Genomic DNA, 19,294 nt, shown 5'->3' with positions numbered 1-19,294 from the left:
GGCTGGGGTGGTGTCCATCCGCGAGCGAGGTTGTCTTTGTGCCTCGGCACGTACCGGCCGGCATCGCGAAGACCCCCAGCGGGATCTCGCGGAGCAACGTGGCACTTCCACGCGGGACCCCATCACCCCGGCAACCAGCAAAGGACAGGACAGACAACATCATGACCACAACCTCAGCCACCCTCACCTTCGGAACTGTGACTGTCACTCGCGCGGTCGAAAGCGTCGGCAGCGTCGGGATGACGCCCGAGCAGTTCTTCCCCGGTACGGATCCCTCCGCGTGGGAGGACCACGAGGCGCTGTTGCGCCCGCACCACCTGGAGTCGGACGGAGACACCGTTCTCGGCAGTACCGCCCGCGTCGCCTTCCAGAGTTGGGTGTTCCGTTCGGCGGGGAAGGTGATCCTCTTCGAAACCGCCATCGGTGATGATAAGGACCGCCCGGACGTCCCGGGCTGGTCGCACCTGAAGACCGGCTTCCTCGACAGGCTCGCCGCTGTCGGCATCCTCCCCGAGGACATCGACATCGTCATCAACTCGCACCTGCACGCCGATCACATCGGTTGGAATACCCGCCTCGTCGACGGCGCTTGGGTGCCGACCTTCCCGAACGCCCGATATCTCATGCCGCAGGATGACTTGGACTTTTGGAATCCCGAGCGCGGATCAGAGACCATCATGGGTCCGGGGGCGCACATCGCGTGGGCGGACAGCATCCAGCCCGTCTTGGACGCCGGACAGATGACGGCATGGCGCGGAACATACCGCATCGACGAGAACCTCGCACTCGAGGCAGCCCCGGGTCACACGCCCGGCTCCGCCATCATGCGCGTGAAGTCCGGCGACGCGGAGGCGCTGTTCATCGGCGACACCATCCACAGCCCGGGGCAGGTGCACGACCATGGCATCAGCAGCTGCTTCTGCGAGGATCCGACCACCGCTGAGGCCACTCGCATCCGCGTCTTCGGTGAGGCCGCGGACAAGGGGCTGCTGGTGTTCCCGTCGCACACCCCAGGCCACGGCGGCTTCACCGTGACACGGGATGGCGGCGGCTTCGCCTTCGCGAAGTGGGCGCCGCTGGACGCGATTTGACCGATAGGCAAGAGAATTCAGGAGGACAATCCCATGACCGCGTCGACGTCTGCATCCGCGAGCGACATCCGCCCCTTCACAGTCGCCATCCCCGACTCCGAGATCGATGACCTGCAGCACCGCCTCGTCGCGACGCGATGGCCTGACCCGGAGACAGTCCAGGACTGGTCGCAGGGCGTCCGAGTGGAGAACGCCCGATCGTTCGTCGACTACTGGGCGCGCGAATACGATTGGCGGCGTTTCGAGCGCGAACTCAATCGTCTGCCACAGTTCGTGACGGAGATCGACGGGCTCGACATCCACTTCATCCACGTCAGGTCGAAGAACCCGAACGCGATGCCGCTGATACTGACACACGGATGGCCGGGCTCGATCGTGGAGTTCCTGAAGCTGATCGGCCCGCTCACAGACCCCGAGACGTTCGGTGGCGATGTCGAGGACTCGTTCGACGTCGTCATTCCGTCGCTGCCCGGATTCGGGTTCTCCGGCAAGCCGACCGAGACGGGATGGACCGTTGCACGCATCGCGAAGGCGTGGGCGGAACTCATGGGTCGCCTCGGCTATGCGCGGTGGCCGCTCAGGGAGGCGACTGGGGTGCCGTCGTGACGACTGCGCTCGGTGCGGAACGACCAGAGGGGCTTCTCGGAATCCACCTGAACACGCAGTACGCCTTCCCTGACCAGATCCCCGACAACCTGTCGCCCGACGAGCAGTACGCGGTAGACACACTCGCCCTCTACACCGGCATCCTCGGCGGGTCGAACCACCTGCAGGGGACGAAGCCGGAGACCGTGGGAATCGCGCTCGCGGACTCCCCCGCCGGGCAGGCCGTTTGGATTTACGAGAAGTTCCAGTCGAAGACCGACAACCATGGGCGAGCCGAAGACGCACTCAGCACCGATGCCATGCTCGATGCGATCTCGCTGTACTGGTTCACCAACAGCGCCGCATCTTCCGCCCGCATCTATTGGGAGAACCGCGCCGCCAGCATGGCCGGCCCGAAGCTCACGCTACCCGTCGCCGTGACCGTGTTCCCCCGCGACATTCCCCGCCTACTGCGCAGCTGGATCGAGGACACGTACGCGAACCTGATCCACTACGGCGAGGCGGAGAGGGGCGGACACTTCGCCGCACTCGAGCAGCCCGACATCCTGGTCGGCGAGATCCGGGACGGGCTCCGAAGCCTCCGCGCACGCCTGTAGCCCGCGATCGCGCCCGCCTCCTGCCCGCTCCGCCCCGCCGGGCGCGGGTGCGTTATCCCGCCGTCACCGGGGGCTGACCCCACGATCGACTTCGGGGGGTGATCGGATGGGTCGCCCGAGCCGCTCTCATGAGGCTGAAGAGGTCAACATTTCGGCGGTCGCTGTCCCTTGAGAGGCGCCGCACAACCACAGGAGACCCCATGTCCTCGTCCGCCATCCGTATCCGTCCACGCACACGCCTGGCGATGGCCGCAACGGCTTTCACCCTGGTCGCTGGTTTAGTCGGCTGCACGAATGAGCACGCCCCGCACCGGAGCACGTCGCAGAGCACTAGTACGTCCGCAACCGGAACCCTGCACTGGGTACGAAACGACGGTCACAGGCTCGCGTTCTACGTCACATCCGGGGCAGCCACCAAGCCGGCGATCGTGCTGGATGCCGGCGGCGGCAACGACGCGAGCTACTGGGACCAACTCGTTCCACGACTGTCGAAGCAGACCGGCGCCGAGATCATCACGTACGACAGAGAGGGCATGGGCAAGAGTCAGTACGTGCCCGGCGCGTATTCGGATCACGAGGAGGCGTCGGACTTGGATGCTGGACTCGCAGCTCTCGGAGTGGTGGGCCACAGTGTGCTGGTGTCTCATTCAGAGGCAGGCGAGATCGCAACGACTCTCGTGAACGACGCGCCGGACGCCATCCTCGCCGCCGTGCTGATCGATGCGAGCCTCCCCGAGTTCTACACGCCGATCGAAACCGCGCGGATCGTCGCGGGCAATGCGCCAACAGTGGCGGCTCTCGAGAAGCTACCGGCGGGAAAGCTCACCGCGGCAGACCGCCAGCTGCTTCAGGTCGCAGAGAACTATGGGCGCGAGCACCTCGAATTCGGCAAGCTCGGGTGGCCGTCGACCATCCCCGTCGCCGTCATCGTGTCCGCCTCGACGCCCTTCCCTGCCGGTCCGGATGCCGACGCTTGGCGCGCAGCGCAAGAGGCATTCGCAGCACAAGCACCGAACCGCACGCTCATCACTGCAGCAGGCACTTCCCACGACGTCCCGCTCGATGCCCCGGGGTTGGTCGCTGAGCAGGTGGGCACGCTGTTTACCACGTTGCAGTGAGCCAGGCCTCGGGAATGAGACAACGCCCGCAGGCAATACCGCGGTCGTCCCAGGAGTCGCTTCGGGTTCAGGTCAGGAACGCCTCGAGCTCGGAGACGACGAGGTCGGGGCGTGAGATGAAGGGGTGGTGACCGGTCGGCAGGACGACGGAGCGCGTCGCACGCGCAGCGTGGAACCGTTGCAGTTCGAGTGAGGTGCTGCGGTCCTCGCCGCACACGAGGTACGTCGAGTCGACTCCTTGCCAACCCGCAGCAGTTGTTGCTGTCCCGAACGATCCGACCGCCTGCGCGGTCACCCGGCTCCAAGCCTCCTCGCGGACCGACGAGTCGGCATCCTGCAGGAATCTCACGCCGAACGATCCCACGTCGTACCCCTGCAGGCCTACCATGCCTTGGCCGACCTCGCCCACGTGCACTGGGTCCGTTTCTCCGCTCATGACGTCGGCCAGCGACTGTCCAACATCCGGCAGGTACGAAGACACATAGAGCAGGTGCGAGACGGAGGGATGACGTCCGGCCTCGGCGATCACGGTCCCGCCGTATGAGTGGCCAACGACGATTGCAGAGTCGACCCGATCGAGCGCGCGGCGGAGCGCTGCCGCATCTGCGACGAGTCCTCCCGCTGTATTCTCGGCGCCAGTCTCGCCACAGGACGGCAGAGCAATCGCTCTGCTCGTGATGCCTGTCTGCTGCTGCAGGAGCGCAGCAGTCGGCTGCCACCACCACGCTCCGTCTCGCACTAGGGCTCCGTGCACGAAGATGACGTCCACCTGCTCCTCCTCCGACTGCCGATCGGGCCTCTCCAACGTTATCTGTAACGACTGTTACGTGAAAAGATGAGGTTATGGGACGACGACCGCAGCCGGCGATCGCGGAGCAGCTGCTCGAGCGCTGCACCGATCACGCTCTCGAGCACGGCCTGCCCGACCGCCTCGAACCGCTCGTCAGCGCGACCGGCAGCTCGGCACGGATGCTGCTCTACCACTTCGGTACCCGCGACGACCTACTGCTGGCAATCCTGCGTCGAGCGCGGCAGCGCCAGCTGGCGAGCTTCGGCGAACTCCTTTGCCTGCGGCCGGACGAGAACTACACAACGACGCTCGGACGCGCCTGGGTCGCCACGACCGGCGCGGACGCGCAGTCGTACCTGCGGATGTTCGGCCAGCTTCGGGAGCAGTCGGAACGTTCGCTCTGGCCCGGCTTCCGTCGGCTAGCGACAACGGACTGGCTCGGACCACTCCAGACCGGCCTGGCAAGCATCGGCCGGTCCGGTTCGGAAACCCTGGTCCTCGCCGTGATCCGCGGACTCATGATGGACATCGACGCCACCGGCGACCTCGCTCGGGCCGACGCCGCGTTCCACGAACTGCTCTGCGCGCTCGAGCCCGAGGCTTCGCCCCTTCCGCCTCGATGAGCTCTCGTTTCTTCAGTTCGGCACGCGACTACGTTGCGCTCGGATGGGATGGCCGGTCCGATGCGAGTCGACCGGGCCCCGATGAGGCCCTGAAACGCGAGGCACCGCTGTAGGAATTCGCCATCTTCCGCGGAATCCGGGCTCGGAATCACCGCTGACTACCGCTGAATCCCCAGGGATGTCCGCCATCTCGGCATGGAACCTGCAGTAAGTTCCGCGTGAACATGTCTCATTCCGCGGGAGGCCCGTCACATGTCCAACTGGATGCCGCGCGTACTCGCGCAGCAGGAAGACCGCTTGACGGTGCTGTTCCGTGAAGGCGAGGGGCGGCCGATCGTGGTGAAGATGTCGCCGAAGGCGGACGAGTTCGGCCGCGAAGTTCGGGCCCGAACGCTCCTGGCCAAGGCCGGGATGCCTGTCTTGCTCCCGTCAGGCCATCAGCGCATCGCGCCATCGACATTGACACTACCGTGGATTCCCGGTGATGCCCTCAGTGAGCGACATCCGCGCGCCGTCTGCGAGCGCGTCGGGGCACTCCTCGCACGTGTCCACGCGGTCCGAACTGACTCGAACTTCGGCGGCAACGCGACGTGGAGTCAATGGATGGCCGGGTGGTCAAGGCACGCACTGGCGTGGTGGCGGGCTGCACCACCGGGCGAGGACGTAGCGAATGTCGGTTTCGAGCGCGCGCTGGCGGATCTCGGTCCCAGCATGGACGCCGCCTGCGACGGTGCGATTCTCTTCGATGGGCGTCCCGACCACTTCATCGTGGGTGCCGACGAGCAGGTCAGCATGATCGATGTCGAGGAGCTTCGCACGGGTGACCCGGCAATGGACGTTGCCGTCTTGGGAGTATGGATCCCCCAAGCGGTCTCGGCAATCGTTGCCGGCTTCATCGCGGCTGGTGGTCGAACGGGTGAACTCTTCGATGAGCGAGTGCGCTACTACACGATCTTGCGCACCCTCGCCGCCGCGGAATGGCACCGCGACCACCTCAACGACGACCGCACCTCGAAGCATCTCCTGGACACACTGAACGCCACACGGTGGTGGACATGAGCAGGTGGCCCCGGCCTGAGCCCCGCTGAAGGGTTCCGCAGGGGGCTGGTTGTGGGGCGACTGGCTGTGATGGTGTGTTCAGGAACCTTTCATGTGGCTAGTGTGTGGCTCGAAGGGTGCTGTTGGGGATGCACCCTCGAAGCGGAGCGCGTCCGGGGGAGCCTGCTTGCGGCCCCGCGTTGAGTGAAGGGGTTCCTTTTATGTCTGAGAACACGGCAACAAGGAAATCGGGTTGGGCGGGATGGCGGACGTTCGCGGCTGTTGTGCTCATCGTGGGCGGCGCGATTGATGTCTTCCATGGTTTGCAGGCGATCATCGGCCCGAATACGGCGTATTTCGTTGGGAAGGTGGGGATCTTCGCGGTGGATGTCGCCGGGTGGGGGTGGTGGCACCTGATCATCGGTGTGCTGTTGGTGTTGGTGGGCATCATGTTGCTCACCGGTGCCAAGTGGGCGCGGATCACCGCGATCGTGCTGGTGGCGATCAACGCGGTCGGGCAGATCACACTGATGGACGTGCAGCCGTGGCTGTCCTTGGCCGTCCTGGGTCTGGACGTCGTCGTGATCTTCGCCCTGACCGTGCACGGACGCGAGATGGACACCAACTAAACCAGCAGCACAGCACAGGATCGGATGCCCCGACCCGCACCAGCGGCAGCCGGGGCATCCACCACCTACAGCAGTACAGCCCACGCCGAAGCAGCCAACGCAGCCTGCGCACCGGGATCGCCTAGCGATCCGGTGTGGCCTCGGGGCCGGAACGCCGTGTCAGCAACGGCCTTACAGACAGCTGCACCCTCGCCACAAGGGTGAGGGTGCAGCATGCTCGGCACGGTCGCCGCGTTCGGCGCCCGAGCGTCGCGAGTTGCTATACGGCGACCAATTCCAGCTCGACCACGTTCTCGCCGTTGCAGTAGAAGTAATCGCCGTTACGGCCCACCAGAGCATTGTCATTGTCGACAGAGCTGAGTTGCTTAGACCGTGGATCGTAGTTCCACCGGGCGGCGTACGCCCACGCCCTCATCTTCAGACCCGTCGAGTAGATGACGTTTCCAGACCGGTAGGAGAGGTAGTTGTTCGTCGACTTCTTGAGGTAGCGCCCCCCGTTGTAGTCGACCCACGTCCACGTCGTACTGTCCGACTGGTCGGACACTGTTGTGATCCACCATTCAGGAGAGCCGTTGTCGGTCCACCATCCCTGCGACACACCATTCACAACGACCCTGATGTTGAACTCTCCGGTCGACACGGCCTCCGGCTCGGCGCCGGTGTTCACCGCAGCAGTTTCCAAATCCTCACTCAATTGTGTATCCCCTCGTACACGAACGACGCAGCCGATCTGACGGCCGCAGGCATCACGCTACGACCAGCAGACCGCCTAGTGCATGGTCATCGGGGGCGGTGACACCCGGATTGGGGATACGACCTCGAGACACCGACTCGAGCCACGCGAGACAGGCGCTTGGAATGCGGCGTTGCGGCCATGAGAACGTCGAGTCCGCTCAGCGGATCGCGTTCACGACCACCGCGTCGAGGCGCTTCAGGTCGGCGAGCACGTCGAGTCCCACGATCCGGTCGCCATCGATATCGAAAGCCATGATCGACACGACTCGACCGTTCATGACGGCGGCCACACCGGGCTGTCCATCGATGAGGATGGGCGTGGAATGCGCGGCGAGGCGAGCCGACAGCACCGCCTGTTCCGCGATCGACTGGGCGCCTTCGACGATCTGGGTATTGGTGCCGAAGTCTGCATGGAGGACCGCGCCGTCGTCGAGGAGACTCAGGAGCGCTCCGATCTTGCCGTCTTGAGCGGCGGCCAGCCACGCTTCCACGATGCGCCGGCCCTGATCGCGGCTGGGCCGGGTCGGTTCGTCCGCGCCGCGCACTCGTCGTCGGCCTCGGGAAGCGAGTTGGCGCGCGGCTTCCGGTGACCGATCCAGCACGACGGCGATCTCCTCGAACGACTGGCCGAAGACATCGTGCAGCACGAACGCGATCCGCTCTGCGGGCCCGAGCCGCTCCAGCAACACGAGGAGCGCGACGCTCACCTGGTCGCTCTCGGCAGTGAGCTCGGCCGGGTCTGCCGCGACGGCGACCGGTTCGTCTCGCCACTCCTCGACTTGCCACGAACGCTCGCGGGTGCGGCGAGGTGCCCGCAGCATGTCCAGACTCACGCGCGACACGACGGTGGTCAGCCACGCGTCCAGGTTGTCGATGCCGTCGACGGAGGTGCGCTCCAGTCGCAGCCAGGTCTCCTGAACAGCGTCTTCCGCGTCCGCGGCCGAGCCGAGCAGGCGTGTGGCGATGGCGCTGAGCCGTGGGCGTTCGGTCTCGAATCTGCGGGCGAGAATTCTTTTGTCCGTCATGTCACATCTCCTCGATGTCGGTCGTCATGGTGTCGACGAGGGAACGCCCTCGGTTGTGACATCAAAGGACGAAGAACATGAATGCAACATTGCTCGTGACAGGCGGCACCGGAACCATCGGCAGCCGCGTCGTGCCGATGCTACGGGAGGCCGGACGCGATGTGCGGATCCTCTCGAGGCATCCGCGTGCGGATGAGCCCGGAATCCACCACGTCTCCGGTGACACCGTCGCCGGCACCGGACTCGCGGAGGCGCTCGACGGTGTGGATGTCGTGCTGCACCTCGCAGGCGGGGCGAAGGGCGACGACATCGCCGCCCGCAACCTGGCGGCCGCGGCGAAGACCGCCGGCACGCGACACCTCATCCTCATCTCCGTGGTCGGCGCGGATCGGATGCCCATCGGCTACTTCCGCGCGAAGGCGGAGGCTGAGCGCGCAATCGCGGAATCGGGTACGCCGTGGAGCGTTCTGCGCGCCACGCAGCTGCACGAATTCGTGTATCCGATGGTGCGGGGCATGGCGAAGCTTCCGCTTCTTCCCACTCCTGGCGGGCTGCGCTTCGAGCCGGTGAACGTGGACGAGGTCGCAGCGCGACTCGTGGAACTGGCGCTCGGTGATCCTGCCGGCCGCGTCGCCGACATCGCAGGGCCCGAGGTTGTCGATGTGCGGCAGCTCGCCGACGCATATGCCGAGGTGATGGGCAGCCGCCCTCGTCCGGGACTCCCGATCAGGATCCCGGGGGCGATCGGTCGTGCCTACAGAGCTGGAGACAATCTCGCCGGAGACACCGTCCAGCGCGGTCAGCGAACGTGGCGCGAGTTTCTCGGCGGGCGTGCACAGCAAGCTGGCATCGGCGACGAGCCGGCGCAGGTGCAGCACGGATCCGCAGGGCTCGTCTAGGTGTTTGCCGTCTCGCCTCGGGGCTCGAGATCACCGACAACCGGGTCGGAGATGCCCGCACTCACCGTCCTCGTCGTGTGGAACCCGCAGGCCTGCGGTGGGTTCCACACGAAGCCGCGGGTTCGATGCCCTCCTTCGAGGAGCCGCGAGTCGGAAGGTCCCCGTCGGCGAGGATGTTACGCGGCGACCGCCGCGACCGCCTCGATCTCCACGAGCTGGTTCTGGTAGCCGAGCACGGTGACGCCGAAGAGGGTGCTCGGCACCTCGTGATCGGCGAAGGCGGCGCGGACGACGGACCAGACCGTGCCGAGGTCTTCGTTCCTCGACGATGCGACGAGCACCCGCGTGTACGCGATGTCGGAGAGTGCGCCACCCGCCTCGCTGAGTGCAGCGATCATGTTCTCGATGCACTTCTCCGCTTGACCCGCATAGTCACCGACGGGAGCGACGGAGCCATCGGCCTCGAGAGGACACGCTCCCGCGAGGTGGATCAGCCGGGTACCGGGTGCAACGGCGGACGCATACGCGTAGCCGGGTGTCGCGGCCAGGGAATCGGATCGGATCAGGCTGACGTTGGGCACGCGATGACCCTACCGAAGCGGCCGGTACCTGGATCGGCAACCTGCGCCTTGGACACCACTCGAGCGGCGCCTGCGCCCCTGTTCTTAGGCGGCGCCGAAGTTGTGACGCCGTTCTAGGATCCGCTTCAGCGCACCCAGGTTGTCCTGCATGCCGCGCTTGAAGAGAGGCTCGGCGGCTGATCCGAGCAGGCGGGCCAGTCCCGGGAGGCCGGCCGCACTGATCGAGCCCTCCAAGTGGAGCCGTGTGCCGGCGGATGCCCGTTGCACACGGTAACGGTAAGTAAAGGGCGTCGGGCCGTCGACCGACTCGAACACGACCTCGTGTCCTGCAACGTTCGTCGTGACTTCCACCGTGTTGACGACCGGGCCGGTGGGAAGGCGCCGATGGACGGAGTATCGCGTGCCGACACCGCTTCCGTCTCCGCTCAGTCGGTCGACGCGCTGCACCGCCGAATACCACAGTGGCGTGCTCGCGAAGTCCGAGACGAAGGCGAACACGTCGGCCGGTGACGCGGTGATGTCGAGTTCGAGTGAGAATGTCATCCGTTCCTCCGTGGGTGCACCTTGACGGTGACGCTGCACTTCACTGCGACTCCTCGGCGGCGAGGCGGTTGCCGAAGGCGGTGCCGGCCGGCGAGCCGTTCGTGAGAGCACGAAGGATGCGGAGGAGTGTCTGCGTGTCATCCGCGTTCATGGCGCCGTCGATCGCGTCGTACATGGCGTCTTCGATTGCTCCGACCTGTGCCGACTTCTCAGTGCCCAGTGCGGTGATGCTGAGCCGGATCTGCCTGCGATCGTGCTCGCCGGCATCCCGTTGCACGAGGCCGGCGGTGACCAGCCGGTCGACGATGCGGCTCGGGCTGGCGCCGGTGTCGCAGACGAGCATGTCGCCGAGCTGTTTGAGCGAGAGCGGGCCGTGATCGTCGAGGATGCGCAGCGCCTCGGACTGCGCAGGCGTGAGGCCGAGCTGCGCCAGGGCAAGGGTGAGCTGACGGTTGCCCTCCCGCTGTGCCGCGAGGACGAGGAAGCGCACCTGTTCGGCGGACCTCATCGCTGAACCCCTGCCTCGGCCAGGGCCGCGCTGAGACGGGTGGCCGCTGCAGGATCGTGGGCCGCGAGCACGGGCATCCCCGGATGGCGCGCCACCAGCTCGTTGACCGCCCTGGTCGTCTCGTGCAGTCCAGAACGGTTGCCGACACACGGCACTCGGTCGGCCGCGAGCAGGTCGGCGTCGTAGGTGAGGTCGCCGACGAACAGCATCGGCGGGAGGCCGTTGCTGCGCATGAGCAGTGACATCGACCCGGCCGTGTGACCGGGGGTGGGCAGGAGCAGCAGGGATCCGTCACCCATGACGTCGTGAGCGCTCGCGAAGGGGGCGATCGACCGATCCCCCACCGGTTGTGGGGTGATCGGGACCCAGTCGAGGCCAGGGATCAGGATGTGATCGCGCATGAGGCCGTTGACGACGGCGAACCGCTTGCTCACGGATGCCAGTTCCACGGCACTCGTCATGACTCGCGCGGTTCGCGGCAGCTCGCTCAGGCCGCCGATGTGGTCCTGATGCAGATGCGACAGGATGGCGACGCGCACGTCCGCGATGTCGTATCCAACCGCCTTCAGTTGCTCTGTGAGCGTTGCGGTCTTCGGGATGTCGAACCGCGCGAGCCGACGGTAGTTGTGCCCGACCACGCCACCGGGGAAGTAGCCGGGATCGGTGACCGAACGTCGGTCCTGGCCGGTGTCGAACAGCACGAGGCCGCGCTCGTGCTCGATGACGTACACGTTGATGGGACGGGGCGCGGTCCAGCTGCGCGAGGTAGTAAGCCACCACAGCAGGGGCGTTCCGTTCGTCTCGACGTGCTCCGGCCGAATGCTCACGGTTCCCGTGCTGACGACCGCAACCTTCTTCACGTGATTCGTCATGCTCGCAATATACATGTCGCGACATGGATGTCGCAACATGTATATCGTTCGAGACGACGATCAGCGCCGCCCGCCATCCAGATGCACCGTCTCGCCGGTGAGAAATCCGGCCGACAGAATCCAGAGCACGGCGTCGACGACATCCTGGATCGTGCCCGTCGTTCCGACGAGGGTGCGGGAGGCGGCCGTTGCGAGGAAGTCCGCCTTCTGCGCGCCGCGGCCATCCCACAAACCCGAATCGACGATGCCCGGAGAGATCGCGTTCACGCGCACCGGGGCGAGCTCGGCCGCAAGGTGCTGGGCGGCGAAGGCGACGGCGCCGTTGGTGATACCGGTGGCGTAGGTTCCCGATCCGGGACGCCAGGCGGCCTGCCCGGAGAAAAGGGTGAGCGAGCGGCGGATCCGCATGTGCTTGGCCAGCAGGAGCGGACCGGTCACCTTCGCGGCGATGGCGTCCTGCAGGCGGGAGAGCTCGAGGTCGCCGATGCTCGCGCTGTAGGTCATGCTCGCGGTCGACACGACATGGTCGACGGGACCGAGAAGCGTGGCGGCATGCGCAACGGATTCCTCGTCGCGCAGGTCGATGCGAAGCACGGTGTCGGTTTGTGGTGCGTGCGAGGACACCGTCACCCTGGAGCCCTCTGATGCGACGGCCTCGGCGATGGCGGCGCCCAACCTCTGGGTTCCGCCGACGACGAGGACGGTCTGGTCGCTGAATCGTCCGGTCATTTCTTCTCCTCGAGCGTTGATGATCCTGACGGCACACGCGGTTGCAGCGCCGATGGTTCGACGCTATGGAAAAGTAACCAGTGACTTCAACGTAACCGGGAGGGCGGCCGGATGGCCCACAACGTCATGTCAGCGACCTGTCCGTCGCGTGTCGTGCTGCGACGGATCGGGGCGCGGTGGACCGTGTTCATCGTCAACGCGCTCGAGCACGGACCGATGAGGTTCACCGCACTGGCCGCGCGCATCCAGGGCATCACCCCCAAGGTGCTCACGGAGACCCTGCGATCGCTGGAAGAGGATGGCCTCGTCTCCCGTGTCGCGTTCGACGTGAACCCGCCGCACGTCGAGTACGAGCTCACGGAGCTCGGCCGATCCCTCTTGGTCCCGCTGCGAGCGGTTCGCGAATGGGCGGAAGCACACGTGCCGGAGGTGCTCGCGGCGCGAGCCGCGCGCGAGCCCTCTGGCACGTAGGCCGAGTCGGCCCGGATCATCCGCTCGTCGACGGCTTGCCAGGATCCTTCAGGTTGACCGGACCGTCGAACAGACGCACGACCTGTTCGACCGAATGGCCCTTCGTCTCCGGCAGGAAGAAGTAGACGAAGAAGATGCCGACCACACACAGTACGGCGAAGATGATCATCACCCAGCCCAGGCCGATTCCGGCCTGCAGTATCGGGAACACCAGCACGAGCCCGTAGTTCGCGAGCCAGTCCACCGCTGCACCGATTCCGGATGCCCGGCCGCGTACAGAGGTCGGGAACACCTCGCCCTGGAGCAGCCATCCGGTGCCGCCGATGCCGATCGCGAAGCACGAGATGAACAGGGCGAAGCCGACCATGATGACCACCAGCTGCGGCACTCCGGTGAGGAAGGTCGCGCCGTATGCCCCGACGAGCAGGAACACGGTCATGCCGATGTACGCACCTATCGCGAGCCGGCGGCGCCCGATGCTGTCGATGAACCGGAAGGCGAAGTAGGTGGCGACGACGTTCACCACGGCCAGGATTCCTGCGGCGTAGACCCCGTAGACCTCGGACTGCACGGCCGTGGTGCCCGGGTGGGCGAAGTACGGGCCGAGCAGGTGCGGACCGTAGTAGAACGCCACGTTGATGCCGGTGATCTGCTGCAGGATGAAGAAGACGCTCACGATGATCAGCGCGCGACGCACAGGGCGGGTCCACTGCGTCTGGCCCGCCAGTTGCTCTTTCTCCGCACGGACGGCGACCGCCTCGGCATGGACGTCCTCTTCAGTCACCTCGAGCCCCAGCGTCTGGAAGGCCTGCATGGCCTTCTCCTCCTTGCCGCGTTCGAGCAGCCAGCGCGGGGACTCAGGCATTCGCGCGCGCAGAATCAGGGAGATGATCGCGGGGATGAACCCGATGCCGAGCAGGATGCGCCAATCGACGGTCGACGCCGCGCTCGGGGCGATCAGCAGCACGATGACCGCGATCACGTATGCGGCCAGAATGCCGATCGTGATCATCCATTGCTGGATGATGGCGAGCGATCCGCGCCGTCGCTTCGGCGCGAACTCCGAGATGTAGGCGGTCGCGATCGCCGAGTCGGCGCCGATCGCGATGCCGATGATCAGACGGCCGACGGTCAGCGTGACCGGCTCGAACGCGAACGCCGAGATGAGCGAACCGACGGCGAACAGTCCGGAGTCGACGAGCAGTAGGGACTTGCGTCCGAATCTGTCGGTGAGCGGACCAGCGGCGAGAGCACCCACGAACGAGCCAAGCGAGGCGCCGGCGACGATGATGCCGATCGCCAGCGGGCCGAGCTTGAACGGGAGGAAGACCAGCGCCGAGCCGATGTTCGAGGAATCGAATCCGAACAGAAACCCGCCGATGGTGGCCAGGACGGCCAGGTAGATGTAGAACCGGCCGATGTCGCGTGTGTCGAGCGTCTCCAGGAGCCCGGCCTTCGTGTTCTCCATGATCGGGACGCTACGCCGATGCCCGCGCGGTGGAACGGGTTGCCAACCGAGCGGAACAGCACTAAGGCGCCGAGTCGGATTCATCGTGGAGTTGCCCGGCGCAATGGGCCGGCTGGGCGGATGCCGGGGTGCCCTACAGTTGGCGGGTGCGACTGGTTCAGTGGTGCCGGTCCCTGCCGGGATGGGTGTGGGACAGCCTCGGTGCCGTCGCGCTCGCGGTGATCTCCCTGGTGCCGGCGCTGCGGTCATACGGGCTCGCGCTGGGTGAGCTGGCGTCACGGCCCGCGGATCCCCTGCACATCGTGCTGATCCTCGCCCAGACGCTGCCACTTGCAGCGAGGCGGATCGCTCCCGGATGGGTGCTCGGCGTTGTCGGCCTGGCGTTCGCGCTGGATCAGTGCCTCGGGTATCCGGCCTCTCCGGCCGGTCTCGGCATGCTGTTCGCGCTCTATTCGGCGGCCGCCCACCTGAGCCGACACCGGGGTCTCGCGATCACGATCAGCGTCGTGGCCTACGTGGCGCTCGCCGCCGCGCTGACCTGGCTCGGCTCACGCGAACAGCCGTGGGACTTCGCGACGTTCGCCCTGGTGCTCGCCGCGGCCTGGGGCGTCGGCGATGTCGTACGCCTGCAAATGGCGGCGGCGCGCACCAGGGCCGACCGGGCCGCACACGACGCGGTGAGCGACGAGCGTGCGCGCCTGGCCGGAGAACTGCACGACGTCGTGAGTCATCACGTGACAGGCATGGTGGTGCAGGCCGACTCCGCCGCCTTCCTCCTGCCGGCGGACGAGACCGTGGTGCGCCGGCAGCTGGAGTCGATCGCCGACGGTGGAAGACGCGCGCTCGCCGACCTGCGGCAACTGCTCGACGTGCTCGGTCCGGAGGGTGCGGCCACCTCGCCCGCCATCGGCGACCTCCGCGACCTCGTCTCCGATGCTCAGCGTGCCGGTCAGCCGGTCGTGCTGCACGAGAGCGGGGATCCCGTCGGGACGGATGAGCTGCGCCTTGCGGTGTACCGCATCGTGCAGGAGGGGCTGACCAATGCTCTGAAGCACGCGGCCGGCGCATCGACCGAGGTGAGGGTGGACTGGGGTCCGTCAGAGGTGCACGTGCGGCTGGTCACGCAGGCGGTGGGTCAGGCATCCGACGGGCCTGTCGCGCCGGGCTCAGGCCGCGGGCTGGCCGGCCTCGGCGAGCGCGTGCGGCGCCTCGACGGACGACTGCGAGCGGATGCCGATCCCTCCGGTGCATTCGTGCTGGAGGCGGTCATCCCCGTGACGGTGGCGGACGGGGCCGGGATCGGAGAGGGACACCGTGACGACTGACGGGGCGAGCGCGGACGGCATCCGCGTCATCATCGCCGACGACCAGGCGCTGATCAGGGCCGGGTACGCGACGATCCTCGGTTCGCAGCCGGACATCGATGTGGTCGGCGAGGCCGAGAACGGTCGTGACGCGGTCGAGCTCGCCGGCCGGGTGCATCCTGACGTCGTCGTGATGGACGTGCGGATGCCTGTGCTCGACGGCATCGCGGCCACGCGGATGCTCGCGGGGCCGGGCGTGGAGCACGCGCCGCGCGTGCTCGTGGTGACGACGTTCCATCTCGATCAGTACGTGTACGACGCGCTGCGGGCAGGGGCGAGCGGATTCCTGCTCAAGGACACGAGTCCGGCGCAGCTCGTCGACGGCGTGCGCACGATCGCGGCCGGCGAATCCCTGCTGGCCCCGACCGTGACCCAGGCGCTGCTTGGACGGTTCGCCGAGCGAGTGCTGCCGCCGGGAGCGCGCGCCGAGGCGGATCCGCTGCTCGCGCAGCTGACGCCGCGGGAGCTCGAGGTGTTCACCGCGATGGCGCACGGAGATTCGAACGCCGAGATCGCCGAGGCGCTCGTGATCAGCCGTGAGACGGTCAAGACGTACGTGTCGCGGATCCTGCTCAAGCTCGAGCTCCGCGACAGGGTGCAGGCCGTGGCCTACGCGTACCGAAGCGGGTTGATCGTCCCCGAGCGCTGAGCGGCACGCTCCGATCCGGATCGGGCCGCAGTCCGATCGGGCTGACTCGGATCGGGCCGAGTCGGATCGGGCCCAGTCGGATGACGTGTCTCGATCGGACGGCTGCATCCCCCACGAGAGGGATCGCGATTGTCCGCCAGGGGGCGATTCGGGCGGGGCAGGGGCATCCGTAGCGTCGGAGCCATGACAGATGCGCAGCAGAACAAGCCTTTCATCCGCTTCCTCCACTACCCGCTCGTATGGCTCGTCGTCGGCGTCATCGTCGTCGGCGCGGTGTCATTGTTCGTCGGGGCGGGTCCCGTTCCCGCCGTCATCTGCGCCGTGCTCGCGATCGTCGGCTACTGGGCTGTCATGCGCTTCGTCGCGGGCCGTCGCACACCCGAGATCGCATGGCGCCACGCGCTCCGCGACGCAGGGATCGGAGCCGCCATCGGCGCCGGATTCCTCGCCCTGTCGGTCGGTGCGATCGCACTGCTCGGCGGCTACAGCTTCACCTTCGACGGCGCTGCAGGTCTGCGCGCGCTCCCCGAACTGATCGCTGTCGCGATCGGCGGTGCCGTCACCGAGGAGCTTCTCTTCCGGGGGCTCGCGCTGCAGGCGTTCGAGAAGCTCGGCGGGAGCTGGATCGCACTCATCGCGACAGCCGCTCTGTTCGGACTCGCGCACTCCGCCAACCCGGGGGCGACGCTGTGGAGCTCCATCGCGATCGCCGTCGAGGCCGGTGGTCTGATGGGTGCCGCGTTCCTGTGGCGCCGCAGCCTGTGGCTCGTCTTCGCCCTGCACGCCACCTGGAACGGACTCGAGCAGGCCATCGGCATCCCGGTCTCCGGCCACGTCGACCCCGGTGTCATGCTCACCTCAGTGCACGGACCCGCGTTCCTCACCGGCGGGGCGTTCGGCCTCGAGGCGTCGATCGTGCCCGTGCTCGTGAGCATCGCGCTCTCCGTGGTCATGCTGCTGGCCGCGCACCGCAGCCGGAGGATCGTGCCGCTGCGCGCATCCCGCCGGCTCAGCGCGCTGCCGGGATCAGCGAGCCTGGTCGCGGAGTGACGAGAGCAGCGCCTCGCGCAATGGCCTGACGAACACGACGAGCTTCGTTCAGCGGCCGGTCGGCTCTGCCGGCCGGTCGCCGGCGTCTGTTCGGCGGCTGAGCAAGCCGGGACGTCGCGCGGCGCGTTCACCGATTGCCGGGCGTGAGGGTCGGTGCTACTTTCGCGGGCGGGAAGGGTCACCATGAAACTGCTGCTCACGTCCGGCGGAGTCACCAACCCGAGCATCAAGGATGCGCTGGTGCGGCTTCTCGCAAAGCCGATCTCGGAAAGCCGTGCACTCTTCATCCCCACCGCGCAGTGGGGTCAACCGGCCTGCTCACCGGAGTCGGTATGGATGTCGGTCGCCGGAGGCTGGCCAGGCGAGGTCGGCCTCTGCGAGCTCGGCTGGAAGTCGGTTGGCGTGCTCGAGCTCACCGCGTTGCCGAGCATCGGCGAAGAACGGTGGGTTCCGTGGGTCCGCGACGCTGACGTGCTCCTCGTCGACGGCGGCGAGGCCATCTACCTGGCCCACTGGATGCGCGAATCCGGTCTCGCCGACCTGATCCCGTCGCTGACCGACACCGTCTGGGTCGGCGTCAGTGCGGGAAGCATGGTGATGACACCGCGGATAGGGCGGCAGTTCGTCGACTGGAAGCCCGACGGCGGCGACGAGACGATCGGCGTCGTGGACTTCTCGATCTTCCCCCACCTGGACTATCCGGGTTGGTCGTACAACACGACCGAGCGGGCGCACACGTGGGCGACGACGATCCAGGGACCGGCATACGCCATCGACGACCAGACCGCGATCACCGTCGTCGACCGCGAGGTCGGTGTGGTGTCGGAAGGGCACTGGGAGCTGCTCAACGCATCCGACTGACGCTCGAGTTCTCCGGCGCGACGGATCCCACGCCTCGGACACTGGGCGCCCGAGCGTAGGCTCGATCAATGCGCGCGATCGTCCATCACGAGTTCGGCGACCCGGCGGAAGTGCTCGGTGTCGAAGACCAACCGCTTCCGGAGCCCGGACCGCGAGAGCTCAGGCTTCGGGTCGTGCTCTCCCCCATCCACAACCACGATCTCTGGACCATCAGGGGCACCTACGGCTACAAGCCCGAGTTGCCTGCGCGAGCCGGAACCGAAGCTGTGGGCATCGTGGATGCGCTCGGCAGCGAGATCGACGGTTTTGAGGTGGGCCAGCGCGTCGCGACCGGCGGCACGTTCGGCAGTTGGGCTGAGTACGTGATCGCCAAGCCCGGCGCCGTCGTGCCCGTTCCGCAGGGGATTCCCGACGAGGTGGCAGCCCAGCTCATCGCCATGCCGTTCAGCGCCATCTCGCTCGTCGACTACCTCGAGGTCGAGCCGGGCGACGTGATCGTGCAGAACACGGCGAACGGGGTCGTCGGGCGCCTGGTCGCGCAGATCGCGGCGAGCCGAGGCATCCGCGTCATCGGCATCGTGCGCCGTGAGGCCGATGTCGCCGAACTGGCGGCATACGGGATCCCGGATGTCGTGGCCACCGCATCCGACGACTGGCGCGATCGCGTTCGCGCGCTCGCCGGCGACTGTCCCATCAGCGCGGCGGTCGATTCGGTCGGAGGGTCGGCATCCGGAGACCTGCTTCATCTGCTCGGCGAGGGCGGAACACTCGTGTCGTTCGGTGCGATGGAATCCGATCGCATGGAGCTGTCATCCGGCGACGTCATCTTCAAGCAGGCGACAGTGAAGGGGTTCTGGGGCAGCAAGGTGTCGGTGGCGATGCCGGCAGAGACGCGAAATGCGCTGTTCGGCGAGCTCTTCCACTTGATCGGCAGCGGGCAGCTGACGCTTCCGGTCGAGGCGGTTTTCCCGCTGGATGACGTGCGTGCGGCAGTCGAGGCGGCGACCCGTCCTGGCCGCGTCGGCAAGGTGCTGCTGCGGCCCTGAGC

General features: G+C 66.9%; 23 protein-coding genes. 14 read left to right on the top strand and 9 right to left on the bottom strand.

All coding sequences use genetic code 11. From position 1 onward, the window contains the following. The first annotated feature begins 161 nt into the window (after positions 1 to 161). From HII28_RS11820 to HII28_RS11810, 4 genes are all read left to right on the top strand, one after another. On the top strand, positions 162 to 1,091 hold the full coding sequence (locus HII28_RS11820) for an MBL fold metallo-hydrolase (protein ID WP_170025568.1): 930 nt from the start codon (positions 162 to 164) through the stop codon (positions 1,089 to 1,091). Positions 1,092 to 1,124: 33 nt separating this feature from the next. Then, a complete protein-coding gene (locus tag HII28_RS20255; RefSeq protein ID WP_240977340.1) occupies positions 1,125 to 1,697 on the top strand; it encodes an epoxide hydrolase in 573 nt (190 codons plus the stop codon). Next, on the top strand, positions 1,661 to 2,293 hold the full coding sequence (locus HII28_RS20250) for an alpha/beta hydrolase (RefSeq protein WP_240977339.1): 633 nt from the start codon (positions 1,661 to 1,663) through the stop codon (positions 2,291 to 2,293). Before HII28_RS20255 ends, HII28_RS20250 begins: the two co-directional genes overlap by 37 nt. Before the next feature lie 200 nt (positions 2,294 to 2,493). Beyond that, entirely contained in the window at positions 2,494 to 3,411 is a 918-nt protein-coding gene (locus HII28_RS11810) for an alpha/beta fold hydrolase (RefSeq protein ID WP_170025567.1), read from the top strand. Between the two features lie 67 nt (positions 3,412 to 3,478). Here the strand turns inward: HII28_RS11810 and HII28_RS11805 are convergent, their stop codons facing one another. Next, positions 3,479 to 4,180: an alpha/beta hydrolase gene (locus HII28_RS11805; RefSeq protein ID WP_170025566.1), complete on the bottom strand. Its 702-nt coding sequence runs from the start codon at positions 4,178 to 4,180 to the stop codon at positions 3,479 to 3,481. Between the two features lie 74 nt (positions 4,181 to 4,254). On the opposite strand from HII28_RS11805, the gene HII28_RS11800 reads away from it, so the two are divergent. The 3 genes from HII28_RS11800 (at position 4,255) to HII28_RS11790 (ending at position 6,491) form a co-directional block, all read left to right on the top strand. Beyond that, positions 4,255 to 4,824 carry a TetR/AcrR family transcriptional regulator gene (locus HII28_RS11800; protein ID WP_170025565.1) on the top strand — a complete coding sequence of 190 codons (570 nt, stop codon included), beginning with the start codon at positions 4,255 to 4,257 and terminating at the stop codon, positions 4,822 to 4,824. Positions 4,825 to 5,076: 252 nt separating this feature from the next. Beyond that, positions 5,077 to 5,883, top strand: a complete 807-nt coding sequence (locus HII28_RS11795; RefSeq protein WP_170025564.1) for an aminoglycoside phosphotransferase family protein — start codon at positions 5,077 to 5,079, stop codon at positions 5,881 to 5,883. A 200-nt stretch (positions 5,884 to 6,083) separates the two neighbouring features. Then, the gene (locus HII28_RS11790) at positions 6,084 to 6,491 is read left to right on the top strand and encodes a hypothetical protein (RefSeq protein ID WP_170024277.1); all 408 of its coding nucleotides are present in this window, start codon (positions 6,084 to 6,086) and stop codon (positions 6,489 to 6,491) included. A gap of 259 nt (positions 6,492 to 6,750) precedes the next feature. Here the strand turns inward: HII28_RS11790 and HII28_RS11785 are convergent, their stop codons facing one another. Further along, the gene (locus HII28_RS11785) at positions 6,751 to 7,185 is read right to left on the bottom strand and encodes a hypothetical protein (RefSeq protein WP_170025563.1); all 435 of its coding nucleotides are present in this window, start codon (positions 7,183 to 7,185) and stop codon (positions 6,751 to 6,753) included. A gap of 199 nt (positions 7,186 to 7,384) precedes the next feature. Next, positions 7,385 to 8,251 carry a sigma-70 family RNA polymerase sigma factor gene (locus HII28_RS11780; RefSeq protein ID WP_170025562.1) on the bottom strand — a complete coding sequence of 289 codons (867 nt, stop codon included), beginning with the start codon at positions 8,249 to 8,251 and terminating at the stop codon, positions 7,385 to 7,387. Positions 8,252 to 8,328: 77 nt separating this feature from the next. Between HII28_RS11780 and HII28_RS11775 the strand changes: the two genes are divergently transcribed. Next, complete coding sequence (locus HII28_RS11775) at positions 8,329 to 9,150, top strand: NAD(P)H-binding protein (RefSeq protein WP_170025561.1); 822 nt, start codon at positions 8,329 to 8,331, stop codon at positions 9,148 to 9,150. Between the two features lie 176 nt (positions 9,151 to 9,326). On the opposite strand, the gene HII28_RS11770 is transcribed toward HII28_RS11775, so the two are convergent. From HII28_RS11770 to HII28_RS11750, 5 genes are all read right to left on the bottom strand, one after another. Then, entirely contained in the window at positions 9,327 to 9,731 is a 405-nt protein-coding gene (locus tag HII28_RS11770; RefSeq protein WP_170025560.1) for a RidA family protein, read from the bottom strand. A gap of 84 nt (positions 9,732 to 9,815) precedes the next feature. Beyond that, positions 9,816 to 10,274, bottom strand: a complete 459-nt coding sequence (locus HII28_RS11765) for an SRPBCC family protein (RefSeq protein WP_170025559.1) — start codon at positions 10,272 to 10,274, stop codon at positions 9,816 to 9,818. 40 nt (positions 10,275 to 10,314) lie between these two features. Beyond that, positions 10,315 to 10,782: a MarR family transcriptional regulator gene (locus HII28_RS11760; protein WP_170025558.1), complete on the bottom strand. Its 468-nt coding sequence runs from the start codon at positions 10,780 to 10,782 to the stop codon at positions 10,315 to 10,317. After that, positions 10,779 to 11,654, bottom strand: a complete 876-nt coding sequence (locus HII28_RS11755; RefSeq protein WP_205864640.1) for an MBL fold metallo-hydrolase — start codon at positions 11,652 to 11,654, stop codon at positions 10,779 to 10,781. The genes HII28_RS11760 and HII28_RS11755 overlap by 4 nt, the downstream gene beginning before the upstream one ends. A 60-nt stretch (positions 11,655 to 11,714) precedes the next feature. Beyond that, complete coding sequence (locus HII28_RS11750) at positions 11,715 to 12,383, bottom strand: SDR family oxidoreductase (protein WP_170025556.1); 669 nt, start codon at positions 12,381 to 12,383, stop codon at positions 11,715 to 11,717. Between the two features lie 111 nt (positions 12,384 to 12,494). On the opposite strand from HII28_RS11750, the gene HII28_RS11745 reads away from it, so the two are divergent. Then, positions 12,495 to 12,854: a helix-turn-helix domain-containing protein gene (locus HII28_RS11745; protein ID WP_170025555.1), complete on the top strand. Its 360-nt coding sequence runs from the start codon at positions 12,495 to 12,497 to the stop codon at positions 12,852 to 12,854. Positions 12,855 to 12,870: 16 nt separating this feature from the next. On the opposite strand, the gene HII28_RS11740 is transcribed toward HII28_RS11745, so the two are convergent. Continuing rightward, positions 12,871 to 14,322, bottom strand: coding sequence for a sugar porter family MFS transporter (locus HII28_RS11740; protein WP_170025554.1), 1,452 nt, complete (start codon positions 14,320 to 14,322; stop codon positions 12,871 to 12,873). Between the two features lie 146 nt (positions 14,323 to 14,468). Here HII28_RS11740 and HII28_RS11735 point away from each other — a divergent pair, with 146 nt between their 5' ends. The 5 genes from HII28_RS11735 (at position 14,469) to HII28_RS11715 (ending at position 19,292) form a co-directional block, all read left to right on the top strand. Continuing rightward, complete coding sequence (locus HII28_RS11735) at positions 14,469 to 15,647, top strand: histidine kinase (RefSeq protein ID WP_170025553.1); 1,179 nt, start codon at positions 14,469 to 14,471, stop codon at positions 15,645 to 15,647. Beyond that, entirely contained in the window at positions 15,637 to 16,335 is a 699-nt protein-coding gene (locus HII28_RS11730; RefSeq protein WP_346769282.1) for a response regulator transcription factor, read from the top strand. The genes HII28_RS11735 and HII28_RS11730 overlap by 11 nt, the downstream gene beginning before the upstream one ends. A gap of 183 nt (positions 16,336 to 16,518) precedes the next feature. After that, positions 16,519 to 17,385, top strand: coding sequence for a CPBP family intramembrane glutamic endopeptidase (locus HII28_RS11725; RefSeq protein WP_170025552.1), 867 nt, complete (start codon positions 16,519 to 16,521; stop codon positions 17,383 to 17,385). A 183-nt stretch (positions 17,386 to 17,568) separates the two neighbouring features. Continuing rightward, complete coding sequence (locus HII28_RS11720) at positions 17,569 to 18,246, top strand: Type 1 glutamine amidotransferase-like domain-containing protein (RefSeq protein WP_170025551.1); 678 nt, start codon at positions 17,569 to 17,571, stop codon at positions 18,244 to 18,246. 68 nt (positions 18,247 to 18,314) lie between these two features. After that, a complete protein-coding gene (locus tag HII28_RS11715) occupies positions 18,315 to 19,292 on the top strand; it encodes a zinc-binding dehydrogenase (RefSeq protein WP_170025550.1) in 978 nt (325 codons plus the stop codon). The last annotated feature ends 2 nt before the right edge of the window (positions 19,293 to 19,294 follow it).

It is taken from the genome of Planctomonas sp. JC2975 (genome assembly GCF_012985205.1).
In the GTDB taxonomy this organism is placed as follows: Bacteria; Actinomycetota; Actinomycetes; order Actinomycetales; family Microbacteriaceae; genus Humibacter.
This window is presented reverse-complemented; position numbering and strand designations above follow the sequence as displayed.

Bases quoted from the DNA above. Each gene is read 5' to 3' on its own strand.
- HII28_RS11820 (WP_170025568.1), top strand. From the start codon at position 162: ATGACCACAACCTCAGCCACCCTCACCTTCGGAACTGTGACTGTCACT.
- HII28_RS20255 (WP_240977340.1), top strand. From the start codon at position 1,125: ATGACCGCGTCGACGTCTGCATCCGCGAGCGACATCCGCCCCTTCACA.
- HII28_RS11810 (WP_170025567.1), top strand. From the start codon at position 2,494: ATGTCCTCGTCCGCCATCCGTATCCGTCCACGCACACGCCTGGCGATG.
- HII28_RS11800 (WP_170025565.1), top strand. From the start codon at position 4,255: ATGGGACGACGACCGCAGCCGGCGATCGCGGAGCAGCTGCTCGAGCGC.
- HII28_RS11795 (WP_170025564.1), top strand. From the start codon at position 5,077: ATGTCCAACTGGATGCCGCGCGTACTCGCGCAGCAGGAAGACCGCTTG.
- HII28_RS11790 (WP_170024277.1), top strand. From the start codon at position 6,084: ATGTCTGAGAACACGGCAACAAGGAAATCGGGTTGGGCGGGATGGCGG.
- HII28_RS11780 (WP_170025562.1), bottom strand. From the start codon at position 8,251: ATGACGGACAAAAGAATTCTCGCCCGCAGATTCGAGACCGAACGCCCA.
- HII28_RS11775 (WP_170025561.1), top strand. From the start codon at position 8,329: ATGAATGCAACATTGCTCGTGACAGGCGGCACCGGAACCATCGGCAGC.
- HII28_RS11765 (WP_170025559.1), bottom strand. From the start codon at position 10,274: ATGACATTCTCACTCGAACTCGACATCACCGCGTCACCGGCCGACGTG.
- HII28_RS11760 (WP_170025558.1), bottom strand. From the start codon at position 10,782: ATGAGGTCCGCCGAACAGGTGCGCTTCCTCGTCCTCGCGGCACAGCGG.
- HII28_RS11755 (WP_205864640.1), bottom strand. From the start codon at position 11,654: ATGACGAATCACGTGAAGAAGGTTGCGGTCGTCAGCACGGGAACCGTG.
- HII28_RS11750 (WP_170025556.1), bottom strand. From the start codon at position 12,383: ATGACCGGACGATTCAGCGACCAGACCGTCCTCGTCGTCGGCGGAACC.
- HII28_RS11745 (WP_170025555.1), top strand. From the start codon at position 12,495: ATGGCCCACAACGTCATGTCAGCGACCTGTCCGTCGCGTGTCGTGCTG.
- HII28_RS11740 (WP_170025554.1), bottom strand. From the start codon at position 14,322: ATGGAGAACACGAAGGCCGGGCTCCTGGAGACGCTCGACACACGCGAC.
- HII28_RS11725 (WP_170025552.1), top strand. From the start codon at position 16,519: ATGACAGATGCGCAGCAGAACAAGCCTTTCATCCGCTTCCTCCACTAC.
- HII28_RS11720 (WP_170025551.1), top strand. From the start codon at position 17,569: ATGAAACTGCTGCTCACGTCCGGCGGAGTCACCAACCCGAGCATCAAG.
- HII28_RS11715 (WP_170025550.1), top strand. From the start codon at position 18,315: ATGCGCGCGATCGTCCATCACGAGTTCGGCGACCCGGCGGAAGTGCTC.